The sequence below is a fragment of the Candidatus Poriferisocius sp. genome, assembly GCF_965219775.1.
Classification (GTDB): domain Bacteria; phylum Actinomycetota; class Acidimicrobiia; order Acidimicrobiales; family Bin134; genus Poriferisocius.
Window position 1 is genome coordinate 3,265,758 of the sequence record NZ_OZ244793.1, and the last position, 16,609, is coordinate 3,282,366.

16 protein-coding genes are annotated in these 16,609 nt (G+C 68.2%); 9 read left to right on the forward strand and 7 right to left on the reverse strand.

Going from position 1 to position 16,609, the window contains the following annotated elements:
• Positions 1-13 precede the first annotated feature (13 nt).
• Genes ACOQPQ_RS14805 through ACOQPQ_RS14815 form a run of 3 tightly spaced genes read right to left on the reverse strand, consistent with a single transcriptional unit; the run spans position 14 to position 3,686 of the window.
• Entirely contained in the window at positions 14-1,402 is a 1,389-nt protein-coding gene (locus tag ACOQPQ_RS14805; protein ID WP_420640181.1) for an amidohydrolase family protein, read from the reverse strand.
• Between the two features lie 53 nt (positions 1,403-1,455).
• Positions 1,456-2,490 (reverse strand): zinc-binding dehydrogenase, encoded by a 1,035-nt coding sequence (locus tag ACOQPQ_RS14810; protein WP_420640182.1) that lies wholly within the window; start codon positions 2,488-2,490, stop codon positions 1,456-1,458.
• Between the two features lie 53 nt (positions 2,491-2,543).
• Positions 2,544-3,686 carry a methyltransferase gene (locus tag ACOQPQ_RS14815; RefSeq protein WP_420640183.1) on the reverse strand — a complete coding sequence of 381 codons (1,143 nt, stop codon included), beginning with the start codon at positions 3,684-3,686 and terminating at the stop codon, positions 2,544-2,546.
• Positions 3,687-3,867: 181 nt separating this feature from the next.
• On the opposite strand from ACOQPQ_RS14815, the gene ACOQPQ_RS14820 reads away from it, so the two are divergent.
• Positions 3,868-4,983, forward strand: coding sequence for an ABC transporter substrate-binding protein (locus ACOQPQ_RS14820; RefSeq protein ID WP_420640184.1), 1,116 nt, complete (start codon positions 3,868-3,870; stop codon positions 4,981-4,983).
• 18 nt (positions 4,984-5,001) lie between these two features.
• The gene (locus ACOQPQ_RS14825) at positions 5,002-6,120 is read left to right on the forward strand and encodes a hypothetical protein (RefSeq protein ID WP_420640185.1); all 1,119 of its coding nucleotides are present in this window, start codon (positions 5,002-5,004) and stop codon (positions 6,118-6,120) included.
• Positions 6,121-6,143: 23 nt separating this feature from the next.
• Here ACOQPQ_RS14825 and ACOQPQ_RS14830 read toward each other — a convergent pair whose 3' ends face one another.
• Positions 6,144-7,811 carry a class I adenylate-forming enzyme family protein gene (locus ACOQPQ_RS14830; RefSeq protein WP_420640186.1) on the reverse strand — a complete coding sequence of 556 codons (1,668 nt, stop codon included), beginning with the start codon at positions 7,809-7,811 and terminating at the stop codon, positions 6,144-6,146.
• A 175-nt stretch (positions 7,812-7,986) separates the two neighbouring features.
• On the opposite strand from ACOQPQ_RS14830, the gene ACOQPQ_RS14835 reads away from it, so the two are divergent.
• The 6 genes from ACOQPQ_RS14835 to ACOQPQ_RS14860 all read left to right on the forward strand — a co-directional run bounded on the left by ACOQPQ_RS14835 (position 7,987) and on the right by ACOQPQ_RS14860 (position 13,283).
• Entirely contained in the window at positions 7,987-9,141 is a 1,155-nt protein-coding gene (locus tag ACOQPQ_RS14835; protein WP_420640187.1) for an acyl-CoA dehydrogenase family protein, read from the forward strand.
• Between the two features lie 20 nt (positions 9,142-9,161).
• Entirely contained in the window at positions 9,162-10,412 is a 1,251-nt protein-coding gene (locus tag ACOQPQ_RS14840; RefSeq protein ID WP_420640427.1) for an acyl-CoA dehydrogenase family protein, read from the forward strand.
• Positions 10,413-10,483: 71 nt separating this feature from the next.
• Positions 10,484-11,260, forward strand: a complete 777-nt coding sequence (locus ACOQPQ_RS14845) for a trypsin-like peptidase domain-containing protein (protein WP_420640188.1) — start codon at positions 10,484-10,486, stop codon at positions 11,258-11,260.
• A gap of 19 nt (positions 11,261-11,279) precedes the next feature.
• A complete protein-coding gene (locus ACOQPQ_RS14850) occupies positions 11,280-11,909 on the forward strand; it encodes a cysteine hydrolase (protein WP_420640189.1) in 630 nt (209 codons plus the stop codon).
• A gap of 82 nt (positions 11,910-11,991) precedes the next feature.
• Positions 11,992-12,780: an SDR family NAD(P)-dependent oxidoreductase gene (locus ACOQPQ_RS14855; RefSeq protein WP_420640190.1), complete on the forward strand. Its 789-nt coding sequence runs from the start codon at positions 11,992-11,994 to the stop codon at positions 12,778-12,780.
• A gap of 35 nt (positions 12,781-12,815) precedes the next feature.
• Complete coding sequence (locus ACOQPQ_RS14860; protein ID WP_420640191.1) at positions 12,816-13,283, forward strand: universal stress protein; 468 nt, start codon at positions 12,816-12,818, stop codon at positions 13,281-13,283.
• Between the two features lie 52 nt (positions 13,284-13,335).
• Here ACOQPQ_RS14860 and ACOQPQ_RS14865 read toward each other — a convergent pair whose 3' ends face one another.
• From ACOQPQ_RS14865 to ACOQPQ_RS14875, 3 genes are all read right to left on the reverse strand, one after another.
• Entirely contained in the window at positions 13,336-14,313 is a 978-nt protein-coding gene (locus ACOQPQ_RS14865) for an NADPH:quinone oxidoreductase family protein (protein WP_420640192.1), read from the reverse strand.
• The gene (locus ACOQPQ_RS14870) at positions 14,313-15,137 is read right to left on the reverse strand and encodes an enoyl-CoA hydratase/isomerase family protein (RefSeq protein ID WP_420640193.1); all 825 of its coding nucleotides are present in this window, start codon (positions 15,135-15,137) and stop codon (positions 14,313-14,315) included. Before ACOQPQ_RS14870 ends, ACOQPQ_RS14865 begins: the two co-directional genes overlap by 1 nt.
• An 85-nt stretch (positions 15,138-15,222) precedes the next feature.
• Positions 15,223-15,717: an LPXTG cell wall anchor domain-containing protein gene (locus tag ACOQPQ_RS14875; protein ID WP_420640194.1), complete on the reverse strand. Its 495-nt coding sequence runs from the start codon at positions 15,715-15,717 to the stop codon at positions 15,223-15,225.
• Between the two features lie 148 nt (positions 15,718-15,865).
• Here ACOQPQ_RS14875 and ACOQPQ_RS14880 point away from each other — a divergent pair, with 148 nt between their 5' ends.
• Positions 15,866-16,603, forward strand: coding sequence for a tyrosine-protein phosphatase (locus ACOQPQ_RS14880; protein ID WP_420640195.1), 738 nt, complete (start codon positions 15,866-15,868; stop codon positions 16,601-16,603).
• Positions 16,604-16,609: the final 6 nt, after the last annotated feature.

Genomic DNA, 16,609 nt, shown 5'->3' on the forward strand with positions numbered 1-16,609 from the left:
CGCTGGGGCAGGGTTATCGCACTGGGAACTTGGCCTTGTCGGGCAGGCCGGAGCGGGCCACCACCGCTTCCCCGGCTTGCTGGCAGCGGTCGTAGAAGGTGTCCTCGTCCACGGTGAGGGCCCGGCCCGCCTCCACCACTTTGTGTCCGTCCACGAACACGGTGTGAACCCCCCGGCCATCGGCCGACCACACCAGTTGGTTCATCACATTCAACAGGGGTCGCCACTCGGGGCGGTCGGTGTCGTGCAGCACCACGTCGGCCTGCTTTCCCACCTCCAGCGAGCCGATGTGGTCGTCCATCAGCAGGGTGCGGGCCCCGCCCAAGGTGGCCATCTCGTAGGCCTTCTCGGCGGGGAACATCTGGGGATCCATGCGGGCGTCCTTGAACAGCCCGGCCACCAGGTAGGTGGCCCGCATCAGATCGGAGTAGTTGGACGCGTTGTTGCCGTCGGTACCCAGGCTCACGTTGGTGCCGGCCATGACCATCTCGGGGATGCGGCCGATCTGGGTCACGCCGTAGCTCACCTTCAGCGCGGTGGTGGGGCAGTGGGCCACCGAGCTACCGACCTCGGCCATCAGGGCGATCTCCTGGTCGTTCACGTGAACGCAGTGGGTGACGGCGGTGTCGGGGCCCAACACGCCGAGTTCGCCCAGGTGGATCAGGGGGCGCCGGCCGAAGGCGGCGATGAAGCCCTCGGGGTCGAGCCTGGCGGGTGACATGTGGAAGCTGAGCCCCACCCCGTACTCGTCGGCGGTGGCCCGGGCCGCCTGCCACAGCGGATCGGAGGCGGTGGTGTGGCCCACCAGGATCGACCACGCCCCCAGCGTGCCGTCGGGGTCCACCCGGTGACGGGCCACGGTGTCGCGCAGGTTGGCGATGGCAGTGTCGGTGTCCTGGCGGTAGACGTCGGGCTCGGGGGGCAGGTCCCAGATCCATCGTCCCACCCGGCCACGGATGCCCACCTCGGCGAGGCCGTCGATCACCTCGTCCACGAAGCGGATGGTGCCCGCCTCCAGAAAGCAGGTGGTCCCCGACTTGAGCATCTCCACGGCCGCGAGCTGGGCCGACAGCCGCTCCTCTTCGGGGGTGTAGACCGAGTAGAGCGGGCACAGCCACTGAAACACGTTCTCCTCGAAGGGGGTGTCGTCGGGCACGTACCCTCGGGTGAGGGGCTCCCCAGTGATGTGGATGTGGGTGTTGACCAGGCCGGGGGTGACCACGAACCGGTCGCCTCCCACCGTCTCGGCCGGCTGGTAGCGGGCCTCCAGGTCGGAGGCCTTGCCCACGTCGATGATCCGGTTGCCCCGCAGTGCCACCGCCCCGTGGCGGATGATGTCCCGAGTCGGGTTCATGGTCACCACGTACCAGCCCTTGATGAGGGTGTCGATGGGCTCGCTCATCGGTCTGCTCCTTGTCGGTTCGGGGGGTGGCGGGGCGTGGGCGGGGCTTCCCGTCAGGGCTTCAGCAGGATCTTGCCGAAGAAGTCGCTGGCCATCATCTTGGCCTGGGCTGCGGCGGCGTCGGCCAAGTCGAACATCGAGTCGATCACCGGGTCGAAGTCGCCGGTGCTGTAGGTGTGCCACACCGGTCCGAACTCCTCGGGACGGTAGGGATCGGAGCCCAGGATCCTGATGCCCGAGTGGAAGACATAGCCCAACGAGGGGATGACCGCCTCGTCCCCGGAGGAGTTGCCGCAGTTCACCAGCCGCCCGCCGATGCCCAGGGCGAACAGCGACGGGCCGAACAGGGCGGTACCCACGTGGTCGAACACCATCTCGACGCCAACCCCGTCGGTCAGCTCCCGGGCCCAGGCGGCCACGTCGCCGGTGCGGTTGTTCATGGCCCCGGTCGCGCCGAGGACGACGGCTCGCTCGCACTTCTCGTCGGTGCCGGCGGTGGCCAACACGGTGGCCCCGGCGTCCACCGCCAACTGGATGGCGGCCACCGACACCCCCGACCCCGCCGCGTGGATCAGCACGGTCTCGCCCGCCTGCAACCCCCCGACGGTGAACAGGGCGTGCGCCGCGGTGAGATAACAGGTGGGAAACACGGCGGCGGCGTCCAGCGACAGGGCGTGGGGCACCGGGTACACGTGGGAGGCGGGCACCAAACAGCGCTCGGCGTAGCCCCCGTCGACGGTGGCCCCGATGATGCCCAACTCACCGTACAGATCACCCCGCCCCCCGAGTTCGGAGCGGTCATCCACCCCGGCCAGCGACGGATCGACCACCACCCGTTCGCCGACGGCGACGCCGTCCACCTCGGCGCCCACCTCAGACACCACCCCGGCCACGTCCATGCCCGCGATGTGGGGCAGCGTGAATCCGGGCATGGCGAACCACCCGTTGCGGTGAACCACATCCAGCCGATTCAGCGCGGCGGAGACCACGTCCACCACCACGTCCACCGGCCCCGGTTGGGGATCGGGCACCTCCTCGTAGCGCAGCACCTCCGGCCCGCCCGTTTCGTGATACCGCACTGCTCTCATCAGGTAGCCGATCTCATCAGGCTGCCGATGATACGCCCAAGCAGCACCGAGGATCAGCCATCGGCCCCAGGCCGACTGGCCGCAGTGCTTCCTGGCGCAGCAGGCGTGCGGGGCTTGGCGGCGGTGTAGACGTATTGGCCGCCGATGGGCTCGATGAGGCGCAGGCCCTCGAAGCCGGCCTCTCGCAGCCAGGCAGCGGTTTCCGAGGCGGTGATGGCAAAGCCGTTCACCGTGTTGGCCATCATGGTCATGGCCATCAGCACGCTGTGGGGGCTCCACTGGGGCTCGGGGGCGATGAAGTAGTCGGCCAGCAGCAAGAGGCCCTCGGGTCGTAGGGCCTCGTACGCCCTGGCAATGAGCCGCTGGGCACCGGCAGCACCCTCGGTTCGGCACACATGGCCCAGGGCCACCAGGTCATAGCCGTCGGGCTCGACGGCAATGTGGTGGAAGTCGCCCGGTCGGTACTCACAGCGGTCGGCCACGTCGTGCTCGGCCGTGGTGTGGCGGGCGTAGTCGATCACGCCGGGGAGGTCGTTGACCACCGCGGTGGCCCCGGTGCAAGCGGTCAACACGGCTATCGACCAGGGCGCCCCCCCGGCCCCCAGATCCAGCACCCGGGGGGCTTCCAGGGCCCGGTAGCGCACCAGGGCATCGGTGCGCACCGCGGCTCGCAACATGGTGGTGAACGTTCCCTCCACCAGGGGCCGGTAGAACCCGACCGGGTCGTCGTCGATGGGATGGGTCGGGCGGCCGGCCCGGACGGTGTCGGCCAATCGTGACCAGTTCTCCGCCGGGCCGGGGGCCACCGGCACCAGCTCGGCCATGGAGGCGGCGCCGTCGGTGGTGAGGTACCGGTCGGCGGTGTCGTTCAGGCGGTAGCCGGTGCCCACCCGATCCAGGAGCCCGAGCACCACCAGGGAATCGAGCAGGGTCGCCAGATGGGGTGCGGACACGCCCAGGCGCTCCGCCAAGTCCACAACCTCGGCTCCGGGCCGGGTGCCGGGAGCCGCTCCCATCTCTCCGAGTTGGTCGAACACCCCCAGCTCCAGGGAGGCGGTCAGCACATGAAACGAGCCCTGCCCGCCGATCACCGTCCACACCGGGGCCGAGGGGGGCGGCTTGCGGTCGGTCCAGGGCCGCCCCACCCGCTCGGGGACGTGGGTCTTCTTCAGTTCGGGGTAGGGAGAGTCGGCCATGCTCTTGTCGTTTCTTGCGTGCCAAAACACATTGAGGCAAGCTGAGGCAATGAAAGTAGTCGGCGCGAGGAGACTTCGTTCCTGCACTTTGGTGGCGGCATCCATTTTGGCCGCGTTCGCCTTGGTAGCAGGATGCCAGGATTCGCAAGACAGTGTTGCCCCTCCCGCGCCGAGTGACGGCATGGGAACCGCGCCGGAGGGAGGAGTACCGGGCGTTTCCGACGACCGTATCCTGTTCGGGCAGTCCGCCGCGTTCAGCGGCCCGTCCCAGCAACTCGGCACCGATATGCGCCTCGGCCTGCAAGCCGCCTTCCACGAGGTCAACGAGGCAGGCGGCGTCAACGGCCGTCTCTTGGAGTTGACCACGCTGGATGATGCCTACGAGACAGAGGCGGCATTCGACAACGCTCAACGCCTGATCAACTCTGAAGGGGTGTTCGCGCTCATCGGGGCGGTGGGCACACCCACGTCCCGCGCCAGCGTGCCGGTGGCGGCCACCGCTGGGGTGCCCTTCGTCGCCCCGTTCACCGGTGCTGAATTCCTGCGCAGCCCGGAATTGGACAACGTGTTGAATCTCCGGGCGTCCTACTACCAGGAAACCGAGGAGATCGTGGCGCGCCTGACCGAGGACCTGGGAATCACGCGGGTTGCGGTGCTCCATCAGAACGATTCCTATGGCGCGACCGGTCTGACCGGCACCGAGTTGGCGTTGGAGCGGCGCGGACTGGAACCGGTGGCCACCGGCTACTACCGGCGCAACACCACCGCCGTGAAGTCCGCTCTGCTCGACATCGCTGCCGGCGAGCCGGAAGCGGTGGTCATGATCGGGGCCTACGCCCCGGTGGCCGAGATGATCTCCCTGGCTCGATCGGTCGACGCCGACCTGGTGTTCGCGACGGTCTCCTTCGTGGGCAGCAACGCTCTGTCCGAAGCCCTGGGGCCCGAGGGGGCTGGTGTCTATGTCACCCAGGTGGTGCCCCTGCCTGGCGACACCGACGTGCCCGTGGTGGCCGCCTACCAGGAGGCCTTGGCCAGCTACGACGACGGTGCGACGCCGAGCTTCGTCTCCCTGGAGGGTTACCTGGCCGGACGATTGGCCATTCTCGCCCTGGAGGGCTGCGGTAGCGAGGTCAGCCGGGAGTGCTTCCTCAATTCGGTTCGCGACGCCGGAGCCATGGACATCGAAGGGTTCCCACTCCAGTACGGGCCGGACGACAACCAGGGGTCGGACACCGTGCTGCTGACCGTGATCGGGGAGGATGGGGAGTATCACCCGGTCGAGAGAATGAGCCGATAAAGGGACAGGTGACCAGCAATGAATCGTTTCCGCTTCTCAGCTCGCCACCTGGTGGCCACCGGGGTGGCCTTGGCCGTTGTTGTCGCCGCAACGGTGACCGGCTGGCTGGCCATTGACCGACTGGACAAGAAGGCGTCCTCCGGTGAGACCACCGAATCCCTGGATGCCGCCTACGGGGTGGCCCGGCACGCCGGCCTGCTGGTGTCGGCCAGCGCCGTCCCCACCAACTTCCGCATGACACCCGAGCACCTTGCCGAGATTTCGGATTCTGTGGCCCAAAGCAGCGCGGCCATGAACGATCACCTGGAGGTTCTCGAGGCCCATGATCGAGGAGGGCGGGCGGATCGCATCCGGGAGCATGCCGATGCCCTGCTGGCCACCGCCGAATTGATCGAGAACCAAAGACCGGAACTGGTGCGCCTGCTGGCCGAGGGTCAGGCCGACCTGAGGGACTTCCGTTACGGGTTCAGCAAGGAATTGGAAGCGGCCATGGTCACCAGCATCGATGATCAGATTTACCACATGATGACCAATTACGATGAATCAGGACAACCGCTGCAATCGGAACTGGGCCCCTTACCCGAAGATGTCCTCCGGCTCTATCACATTGCTACTCTCGCCAATACCCAAGGAGTGGCCATCATCAAGTTGCGGGGAGCGGCTGTCCTACCCTACGCCAACATGATTCCCTACATTCAGGAGGACTTCGAGTCAGAAGTGCAGCGTCTCGAACGAAGCATAAATTATCTGGCCGAAAATGGTGCTCCCAACCTGCATCCTGATGCCGTGTCCCTGCTGCAGCAAGTTGTCAGCTACGGTGAGGGTGATAACAACATCTGGGACAGGACGACTGCCAGACTGCAAATGGCTGCACTGGAGAATCGCCAGATCGCCGAAAAGGAGCGCATTCTGGAACACCTGTACTTCGAACTGGACGAAGTGGTGGCCGACATCAACCAGCGGGCCGATGACGCCAACGATTCGGTGAACCGGGATGTCCTCTGGGCCCTCATCGTTCTGCTTGTGATTGCCGTCATGGGCGTCTTGAGCATCCTGGCCGCCGCCCGGCACCTCGGGGCCAAGCCCGGCGACAGCAGCGACGGCGAGGAATCGGCTACCCCGGCAGCGGCTACTTGAGGCCGCCGATGATGGGCCGCTGACTACCCGTCGAGTTCTCGCTTGACGATCTTGCCCGCGGCGTTGCGGGGCAGGGGATCGGCCCGAACCTCCCAGAGGGTGGGCACCTTGTAGGGGGCCAGCACCTCCCCGCACCACCCGGCCAGGTCGTCGGGGTCGACCGAGGCCCCCTCGGCCGGCACCACCACCGCCTTGACTTCTTGTCCCATCTCCTCGTGGTCCACCCCGATCACCGCCGACTCGGCCACCGTCGGATGGGCGTCGAGGCGGTACTCGATCTCGATGGGGTAGATGTTCTCGGCGTTGCGCAGGATCATGTCCCGGGCCCGAGAGTTGATGTACAGGTAGCCGTCCTCGTCCAGCTTCCCGATGTCGCCGGTGTTCAGCCACCGGTTGGCGTCGATGGTGGCCCCAGTGGCCTCGGGATTGTTCCAGTACCGGAGCATGGTGTAGGCGCTGCGGGCCCAGATCTCGCCGTCGACGCCGGGGGGAAGCGTCCGGCCGTCGGGCCCGCGGATGTCCACCTCGAACCCGATGGCCACCGGCCCACACGAGGTCGGTCGTTCCCGGAACTCGGCCCCGCCGATGGCAGCGATGACCGCCACCGACTCCGACGAGCCGTAGCCCATGCCCACGGCGGCCGCCGCGTTGGGGAAGGCCCGGCGCATCAGATCCTGCACCGCCGGGCTGGCGGGGGCGCCCCCGAAGCCCACGTTGACCACGCTGGAGGTGTCGTAGTCCCCGAAGCGGGGATGATTGGCCACTCGGGTGCCGATGCCGCCCAGCGCGGCGAACGAGGTGACGCCCTCGTCCTGTATGAGGCGGAGCACGTGCTCGGGATGGAACCGGCCCCTCCGGTACACGATCTTCCCCCCGGTGACCATGCTGATGAGGGTGGTGCCGTAGAGACCGGACACGTGGAACAGCGGTGAGGTGCCCAGGGTGACCGATTGGGATGGCGGGCCGGCCGAGGCGGAGGGCTCCTCGGGGGGGTTGATGCGCTGCTCGGTGAGTACCCGCACCGCCCCGTTCAGCATGGTGGACTGCACGAAGCCGATCAGCCCCCGGTGCGACGCCACCGCCCCCTTGGGACGACCGGTGGTGCCGCTGGTGAACAGGATCACCGCCGGATCGTCCTCGGCCAGGGTGACGTCGATGTCGCTCAAGCGTGCCCCCGCGCCGGTGGCCACGAAGTCGTCCCAGTCCTCGCCGATCACCAGGCACGGGGCGTCGGTGGCGCCCACCCCGGAGCGGTCCAGGCGAGGGCGGTCGGCGATCACCAGCGCCGGTTCGCTCAGCGCGGTGGCGAAATCCACCTCATCGGCGGTCCACCAGCCGTTGTAGGCCGACACGATGGCGCCGATGCTGGTGGCGGCAAAGAACGCCACCACCCACTCGGGGCAGTTGGCCGCGAAGATGCCCACCCGGTCGCCGCGGCCGATTCCCCGTCGCTGCAGGGCGGTGGCCGCCTCGGCCACCTGGGTGGTGAAGTCGTCGAACGTGAGCCGCTGATCCTCCAGCACCAGGAACTCCCGCTCGGCGAAACCGGCGGTGTTGGCCACCATTTCCCGCAGGGACCGCATCCGGTCGCAGAACACGGTGGCGGGCTGGCCCAGCACCTCCTCGGTGGTCAGCTCGAACGGTCCGCCGGGGCCGATCAGCGATTGGATCACTTCAGTACGAACGTCCACGAAACTGCACCCTACTCAGCAGCTTCCTCCGGCTTCTGATTCATGCCCACCACACTCGACGCCACGAGGGGAGGTCGCCTCCGGCCAGGCTCTAACGTGGGGCCGTGGCCGAGACCGCACACACTCAACCGAGTCCAGGGGGCGGGTTGGGTACGGGAACCCCCATCGAGGGGCAGTGACGGCCACCGACACCGAATTGGCCGACGAACTGGTCGGCGCCATCCGCTCCTGGGTGGACCGGGAGGTCGTGCCCAACGCCTCCGACCTGGAGCACGCCGACGAGTTTCCCCAGGCCATGTTCGCCCAGATGTGCGAATTCGGCCTGTTCGGGGCCACCATCCCCGAGGCCTACGGTGGCCTCGGTTTGGACGCCACCACCTACGCCCGCATCATCGAGGAGCTGTCCCGCGGGTGGATGTCGCTGGCCGGCATTCTCAACACCCACAAGATCGCCGCCACCATGATCGCCCGCTACGGCACCAACGAGCAGCGAGGGCGGTTCCTCCCCCGCATGTGCGACGGCTCGGTGCGGTCGGCCTTTTCGCTGTCGGAGCCCGACGCGGGCAGCGACACCCGCAGTATTCGCTGCCGGGCGGTCCCCGACGGCGAGGAATGGGTGATCAACGGCACCAAGATGTGGGTGACCAACGGCATGCGGGCCCAGATGGTGATGCTGTTGGCCCGAACCCCCGACGACCGCATCACCTGCTTCATCGTGGAAAAGGAGCCCGGACCGGGCGCCGACGGCCTGACGGTGTCGCGCACCATCCCCAAACTGGGCTACAAGGGCCTGGAGACGGTGGAGATGGCCTACACCGACTTTCGGGTGCCCGACGCCAACGTGCTCGGCGGAGCCGACGGGGTGGGCCACGGGCTGGCCTTCGCCCTGTCCGCCCTGGAGCTGGGCCGCATCAACATTGCCGCCCGGGCGGTGGGGGTGGCCCAGGCCGCCTTCGAGGCCGCCATGCGCTACGCCCAGGAGCGGGAGACCTTCGGCCGGCCGATCTACGACCACCAGGCCATCGGCTTCAAGCTGGCCGAGATGGCCACCAAGCTCCACGCCGCCCGGCTCATGACCTACGACGCCGCCCGGCGCTACGACTCGGGCGAGCGCATCGACCTGGAAGCGGGGATGGCCAAGCTGTTCGCCTCCGAAGCCGCCTTCGAGATCGCCTCCGACGCCCTGCGCATCCACGGGGGCAACGGCTACACCGAGGAGTACCCGGTGGAGCGGTACTTCCGGGACACGCCCCTTATGATCATCGGCGAGGGAACCAGCGAGATCCAAAAGATGGTGATCGCCCGGCAACTGCGCGACCGGTACAACTGAGAGGATCGAGAGTGGCCACCATTTCCGAGGACCAGTTGCGGCAACGAGTTCGGGATCTGGTGGCCGAGGTCGACCCCGAAAGCGCCTCCCAATTCGAGTTCCGGGGGGCGCAATTCGACCGGGGGCTGAGCCGGGTGGACTTTCCCGAGGGCAAGGGCGGCCTCGGCCTGTCGCCCAAGGCCCAGACCGTGGTGGACGAGGAGCTGCGCAAGGCCCCCCGCTACTGGCACGATCTGCACGTCAACCCCATCGGCATCGGCATGGGCGCCCCCACGGTGCTGGCCCACGGCACCGAGGACATGCACCACCGGCTGCTGCGCCCGCTGTTCACCGGCGAGGAGATCTGGTGCCAGATGTTCAGCGAGCCGGGCGCCGGTTCCGACGTGGCCGGTTTGGCCACCCGGGCCGAGGCCGACGGCGACGAGTGGGTGGTGAACGGCCAGAAGGTGTGGACGTCGCTGGCCCACCGGGCTCGCTGGGGGATGCTGGTGGCCCGCAGCGATCCCGATGCCCCCAAACATCGGGGCCTCACCTATTTCGTGGCCGACATGACCCTTCCGGGGGTGGAGGTGCGCCCGCTGTATCAGATCACCGGCGAGGCCGAGTTCAACGAGGTGTTCTTCAACGACGTGCGCATTCCCGACACCATGCGGCTGGGACAGCCCGGCCAGGGCTGGAACGTGGCCATCACCACCCTGATGAACGAGCGGGTGGCGTTGGGCGGTGGTGTTCCCGACCGGGGCAGCGGGCTCATCGCCGTGCTGGTGTCCGCCTGGGTGCAACACCGACACCGAGACTCGGCCGCCGAGGGCCCCGGAGCCGCCGAAGGGGCTCAGGCCACCGCGGCGGCCCGTCGCCGGGTACTGCGAGACCGGGTGGTCAAGCTGTGGACGGAGGCCGAGGTGTTGCGGCTCACCAATTGGCGGGCCCGCACGCTGGCGTCGGCGGGTACGCCCGGTCCGGAGGGGTCGGTGGGCAAGGCGGTGTCGGCGGAGCTGAATCAGCGCATCTACGAGTGCTTGATCGACGTCATGGGGTCAGAGGCGATGCTCTTCCCCGAGGGCTATCCGATGTGCAGGCCCGAAGCGGCCGAGGCCGCTTCCCACCGGCTCACCCCGCCCATCAAGGGGTTCCTGCGGTCGCGGGCCAACACCATCGAGGGGGGTACGGCCGAGGTGATGCGCAACATCCTGGGGGAGCGCGTGCTGGGGTTGCCCAAGGAACCAGGGGTGGACAAGAACACCCCCTGGAGCGACATCCCCCGCAACTGAGAGGCGGGCCGATGCTCGACCCCCCGCACCCGCAAGACCCCCGGCAGGCGCAAGTTCCCCCGCATCCGCAAGTGCCCGATGACCTTCACGGTCCCGGCGATGTCGGAGACGCCGACGCAACTTCGAGCCTGCTGGGATGGGCTCGCAAGCGGTGGAAGCGGCTGGCGTGGACGGTGGCCCTGGTGCTGTTGGGCGGCTGGATTCTCACGTGGGTGTTCGACGCCCCCCTGCGCCCGGTGCTGGCCGAGCGTGACGCCATACGGGTGGCCGCCGTACACGTCAGCGGTACGGCCTGCGGCCAGTTCTCCGAGGGTGACGGGTTCGCCGTGGCGCCCGACTTGGTGCTCACCAACGCCCACGTGGTGGCGGGCGTGGAGGAGATCCGCGTGGCCACCCCCACCGGGACGGCGGTGCCCGGCGTGTTGGTGGGATTCGACCCTGGCCGCGACATCGCCGCTATCGCCGTCACCGGTCCCCCATTGATCCCGGTGGTGCCCGCCCCCGTGGTGGCCGACGCCTCCGATACCGGTGACGTGGCCACGGTCAACCCTGGTCACGGCGTCGAGTTCGTACCCTTCACGGTGATCCGTCGGATCTTGGCCACCGGCACCGACTTCTACGGCGAGGAGGCGCAGGGTCGCCTCGTGCTCGAGATCCGTTCCCTGTTGGTGCCGGGGGATTCCGGGGCTGCGCTGGTGAGCGATGACGGTGAACTGTGGGGGATGGTGTTTGCCGTGGCCCGGCGGCAGCGAGATGAGGGCTACGCCCTCGACAGCACCGAGATCACCCGCTTCTTGGCCGAGGTGGACCGCACCCCGGTGCCCACCCCACCCTGCCGGACGCGCTAGCGGCGGCTAATCTGCGGCGATGCCGGTGGACCACGACCAACTGCTCGCCCCCGCCCACACCGCGGTGGTCACCATGGAGTGCCAGCGAGGGGTGATCGGCGACCTGGCGTCCATGGGGGCCCTGCGCGATGTGATGCTGGACCGGGGGACCATTGATGCCGGTGCCCGACTGTGCCGGGGCGCCCGGGCGGTCGGAGTACCGGTGGTGCACTGTCTGGCCCATTTCCGGGCGGACCGGGCGGGCAGCGCCACCAACTGTCGGATGCTGGCCGCCGCGGCCAAGATGAGCGAGCAGACCGGCGGGCTTCTCATCGGCTCCGACGCCGCCCAGGTGATCCCGGAGTTCGAGCCGCAGCCCTCCGACATCGAGGTCGCCCGCTGGCACGGGATGTCGCCGTTCATGGGGACCCCGCTGGACCAAACGCTGCGCAACCTGGGGGTGACCACGGTGGTGGCCGCCGGGGTGTCGCTCAACGTCGGGGTGATGGGGCTGGTGATCAACGCCGTCGATCTGGGCTACCAGGTGGTGTTGGCCGGAGACGCGGTGGCCGGCATCCCGGCCGAATACGGCGACGCCGTCATGAACAACACCATGGCCTTTCTCACCACCATGGTCACCGTGGACGACATCGTGGCGTGCTGGACATGAGCAAGCCCCTGGCGACCGGCCCGCTTGCGGATTCGCCAACACAATCACCTACACAACCACCAACACAACAGGAGACATGACCATGGCCGACACATCACCCGTGCCCGATTACGCCGGGCTCTTGCGGCTCGACGGCAAAAGCCACATCGTGCTGGGCGCCGGACAGGGGATGGGTCGCCAGTCCTCCCACGCCCTGGCCCAGATGGGGGCCAAGGTGTTCTGCGTCGACCTGGAGCAGGAGCGAGCCGAGCAGGTGGCCGCCGAGGTGGACGGCATCCCCTGGGTGGCCGACATCACCAAGCGAGACGATGTGCAGAAACTGGTGGACGAGGCCGAGGGGGCCATGGGGTCGATCGACGGCATCGTGGACATCGTGGGCATCGCCGGATGGGGCGGCGTCCTGGAGATCGACGACGCCGAGTGGGACTGGCAGTTCGACGTGGTGCTGCGCCACGCCTACCTCATCTCCCAGATCGGCGGGCGGGCCATGAAGGAGTCCGGAGGGGGCACCATGGTGTTCATCGCCTCGGTGAGCGGACTCACCGCCGCCCCCAACCACGCCCACTACGGGGCGGCCAAGGCCGGGCTGATGGCCTGGATGCAGTCGGTGGCCATCGAGTTGGCCCCGTTCGGCATTCGGGCCAATTGTGTGGCTCCGGGCACCATCTTGACCCCCCGCATGGAGGCGCTGTTCGACGAGGAGCGGTCGGCGGCCAACGCCGCGGCCGTGCCGCTGGGCCACATGGGGGCGCCTTCGGACATCGCCGGGGCGGTGCTCTATTTCTCCACGCCCATGTCCCGCTTCGTGTCGGGCCGGACGCTGGTGGTGGACGGAGGGGTGGACGCCACCTTCCCCTACAGCCCGATGTAGCTAGCGGTCCGGCGACACGCCACTACACTGTGCCCATGGCTGATGAGGTCATCGAGCCCGAGAACCGAATCGTGGTCGGGGTGGAAGGATCGGGCGGAGCCCGAGCCGCCCTGCGGTGGGCCATCAAGGAGGCCCGTTACCGCAACGCCTTCGTCGACGTGGTGACCGCCTATTCCGCCACCTATGTGCCGGCCTCACCGGACTTCAATTACGTGCCGCTCGACCCCATCGACCTGGAGGCCGAGGTCAAGCGGTTGCAGGACGGCATCATCGAAGAGGTGCTGGCTGAGGGGGACGCCGAGGGGGTGGAGATACGGCGCCGCATGGTGCGGGGCCGGGCCGCCGACACGCTGATCGCCGAATCCAACAACGCGGCCATGCTGGTGGTGGGCTCACGGGGCCGGGGCGGTTTCCGGGGGTTGCTGCTCGGTTCGGTCAGCCAGCAGATCGCCCAGCACGGAAGCTGTCCGGTAGTGATCGTGCGCCCCGATCTGCCCACGTAGCCCAGGATTCCCAACTCGTCGGCCCGGGCGGGCGCAGCCGGTGGGCAGCCGCTCACACCTCGACGATGACCTTGCCCCACGTGCGGCGGTGATAGATGGCGTCGAGGGCGGCGGGCACATCCTCGAAGGCGAACGGGGGGTAGACCGGGGGATCGAGCCGGCCCTCCTCGAGCAGGGCGAAGATGGCCTGGCGGGCTTCCTCCGAGGGCCGGGGATCACGACCCACCGAGGCACCCCAGTGCACCCCCACCACCGAGTAGTTCTTCAGCAGGATGTGGTTGGTGGGAGCATCGGCGATTCGTCCGCTGGTGAAGCCGATGACCAGCAGGCGGCCGTCCCAGGCCATGCACCGTCGGGATCGGTCGAACACGTCGCCTCCCACCGGGTCGAAGCACACGTCCACGCCCCGTCCGCCGGTGTGGGTGCGAATCTCCTCGACGAAGTCAGGGTTCTCCCGGTAGTCGATGGCCAACTCCACCCCCATCTCCCGGAGGTGCCCGACTTTCTCCGGCCCGCCTGCGGTGGCGATGACCTTGGCGCCGGTGTTCAGGCCGAGCTGCACGGCGGCCGTGCCCACGCCGCCCATGGCCGCGTGTACCAGCAGGGTCTCACCCGCGGCCAAGTGCCCTCGGTCGTACAGGGCGAACCACGAGGTTCCGTAATTCACCAGGGCGGCGGCCGCCGCTCCGGCCGACACCTTCTCGGACAGCCGGTGGGTGCCGCCGGCCCGCAGGGCGGTCTGCTCGGCCAGCGACCCCCCGCCGATGCCCACCACCCGGTCGCCGACGGCCACGTGGTCGACGTCGTCGGCCACCTCCCGTACCCGGCCCACCACCTCGGTACAGGGCGACCACGGCAGCTTCGTCTCCATCTGGTAGAGCCCCCGAGCCATTAGGCAGTCCACGAACGTGAGCCCGACCGCTTCGACGTCCACCACCACCTGCTCGGGGCCGGGCGTCGGTGGGTCGACTTCTTCGAGCCGGAGCAACTCCGCCGGGTCGCCCAACTCGTGCTGGCGCCAGACGCGCATTACTCCTGCTCCTCTCGGTCGGTCCCGGCGGCTGCCGGTCGGTCCACCACCGACTTGATGCTGTCCAGGGCCCGCTGCTTGAACGCTTGCACCGAGTCCACGTGGCCCGCCAGGGCCTGGTACTCCGACATGGTGCGGATGGCGTTGCGGGTGCCCATGGCCTCCATTCCTCGGTGCACGCTGCGCTTGTTGATCTGTTGGAGGTCGGAGGGAACCCGGGCCACCCGCCGGGCCATGTCCAGCACCCGCTCCTCCAGTTCGGCCTCGGGGTAGGCCCGGTTGGCAAAACCCATGGTCGCCGCCTCGGTGCCCGAGTAGGAGTCGCCGGTGAGCATCATCTCCATGGCGTTGCGAAACCCCACCAGCCAGGGGTGGTAGTTGAAGTCGGGCGGGCTCAGCACCCGCACCACCGGGTGGCCGATCTCGGCGTTGTCGGCCACGTACACCAGGTCACAGGCCGCGGCCAGCTCGGAGGCCCCGGCCAGGGCGTAGCCGTGGATCTGGGCGATCACCGGCTTGGCCAACTCCCAGATGGCCAGCCACGACTCGGTCACGTGGCGGGACCACTGGCCGTCGCCGCCCGCGGTGTAGTGGGGCGGTTCGGCCATGAGCGAGTCGCTCAGGTCGTAGCCCGAGGAGAAGCACGGCCCCGCGCCGCGGATGACGGACACCCGCACGTCGTCGTCGCCGTCGGCGGCCTGCAGCGCCCCCAGCAGTTCGGTGCGCATCGGGGTGCTGATGGCGTTGCGCTTCTCCGGGCGGTTCAGCGTGACCCGGCGAACGTGCGGGGCAGGGTCATCGACGAGGATGAACTGGTAGGCCATGAATTGACTTTAGAACGACCGGTGCCCCGGACCCGAAGGCCCGGGGCACCGAGTGTTTCGATCAGAAAGTGATCAGGAAGCGGTGTTACAGGGTGCGCAGCCGACGGCTGAGGCCGAACACCATGGCACCGGCGAGGGCGATGCCCGTACCGATCACCACCAGCAGCGACGTGTTCACACCGGTAGCGGGCAGCTCGTCGCCGACCGTCACTCTGGCCACGCCACTCTCACCGTCTGCCACCAGTTCGAACCAGATGAGGGTGACACCGTCGTCGGTGATTTCGACATCCTCAAGGGTCACGGTGCTGTTGGGAGTCTGGGCCGAGCCGAACCCACCGCAGTACTGGATGAGGGTGGCCTGACCCCACTCGATTGATTCATCAGCCGAACTGCAGACCGCCAGGTTGGCCGAGCCCACCGTGAATCCGGAACTGGTCACGCTCAGCGTGTAGGTGCCTGCCTCCGGCACAACCGCCGGATCCACCGTCACCGTCTGCTCTTGTGCGCTGGCCGAGCCCGCGAACAAAAAGCCGACAAGTGCTACCGCCAGCCCAATGAAAATCAACTTGGTCTTGGTCATCGTTGTATCTCCTTGGACCACGCGCTCGGCGGTCCCTACCCGAATGTTGCGGAGAACTGTAGCCCCTCGGCCAGCCACTGTCACGTCTTGTCGTTCATGGCCCCCCCGACCCCGGCAGGACCGTGGTCGGGTCACTATGGTGCCGGGCGTGGAATCCATCGGGAACTTCCGTCAGATCGGCGGCCAGACCACCGTCGACGGCCACCGGGTGCGGTCCGGGGTGGTGTTCCGGTCGGCCCACCTGGCCGGGGCCAGCGATGCCGATTTGGAAGCACTGGCCGCGCTCGGCATCCGCACCGTGTTCGACTTCCGCAACCCGGCCGACCTGGCCGCCGAGGGCCCCAATCGATTGCCCGACAATGCCCAACTGGTTTCCCTGCCCATGGTCGATCCCGCCAACCCCTCCGGGGTCCGGTTGGACGTGAGTTCGCTCAGCCCCGAGGAGTTGGAGGAACGCTTCGGCAACGGCAAGGCCCACCAGTGGATGAAGGAAGCGTCGGCCCGGTCGGTGAGCAGCCCCGAGCGGTCGGCGCAATTCGGCGCCTTCGTCCGAGGGGTGCTGGCGCCGGGGGCGGTGCCCGCCTTGTTCAATTGCAGCGCGGGCAAGGACCGCACCGGCTGGGCGGCCAGCCTGTTGCTCCTGTCGCTCGGCGTACCCGAGAAGCAGGTGGTGGATCACTACCTGGAGACCAACCGGTACGTCGAGCCGGGTCGCTACGGCGACCTGCTGATGCCGGTCGCCACCGTCCACGAGGACTTCTTCGTCGAGCAGATGCGGGTGCTGGCCGACACCTGGGGCAGCTTCGACCGGTACTGGGTGGACGCGCTGGGCCTGGACGACAGCCACCGCCAAGCCGTGCGCGCCCTCTTGCTGGAAGCCCCGTAGAGCCAA

Coding starts and splice junctions, on each gene's coding strand:
- ACOQPQ_RS14805 (WP_420640181.1), bottom strand. CDS start 1,402: ATGAGCGAGCCCATCGACACCCTCATCAAGGGCTGGTACGTGGTGACC.
- ACOQPQ_RS14810 (WP_420640182.1), bottom strand. CDS start 2,490: ATGAGAGCAGTGCGGTATCACGAAACGGGCGGGCCGGAGGTGCTGCGC.
- ACOQPQ_RS14815 (WP_420640183.1), bottom strand. CDS start 3,686: ATGGCCGACTCTCCCTACCCCGAACTGAAGAAGACCCACGTCCCCGAG.
- ACOQPQ_RS14820 (WP_420640184.1), top strand. CDS start 3,868: ATGGGAACCGCGCCGGAGGGAGGAGTACCGGGCGTTTCCGACGACCGT.
- ACOQPQ_RS14825 (WP_420640185.1), top strand. CDS start 5,002: ATGAATCGTTTCCGCTTCTCAGCTCGCCACCTGGTGGCCACCGGGGTG.
- ACOQPQ_RS14850 (WP_420640189.1), top strand. CDS start 11,280: ATGCCGGTGGACCACGACCAACTGCTCGCCCCCGCCCACACCGCGGTG.
- ACOQPQ_RS14855 (WP_420640190.1), top strand. CDS start 11,992: ATGGCCGACACATCACCCGTGCCCGATTACGCCGGGCTCTTGCGGCTC.
- ACOQPQ_RS14860 (WP_420640191.1), top strand. CDS start 12,816: ATGGCTGATGAGGTCATCGAGCCCGAGAACCGAATCGTGGTCGGGGTG.
- ACOQPQ_RS14865 (WP_420640192.1), bottom strand. CDS start 14,313: ATGCGCGTCTGGCGCCAGCACGAGTTGGGCGACCCGGCGGAGTTGCTC.
- ACOQPQ_RS14870 (WP_420640193.1), bottom strand. CDS start 15,137: ATGGCCTACCAGTTCATCCTCGTCGATGACCCTGCCCCGCACGTTCGC.
- ACOQPQ_RS14875 (WP_420640194.1), bottom strand. CDS start 15,717: ATGACCAAGACCAAGTTGATTTTCATTGGGCTGGCGGTAGCACTTGTC.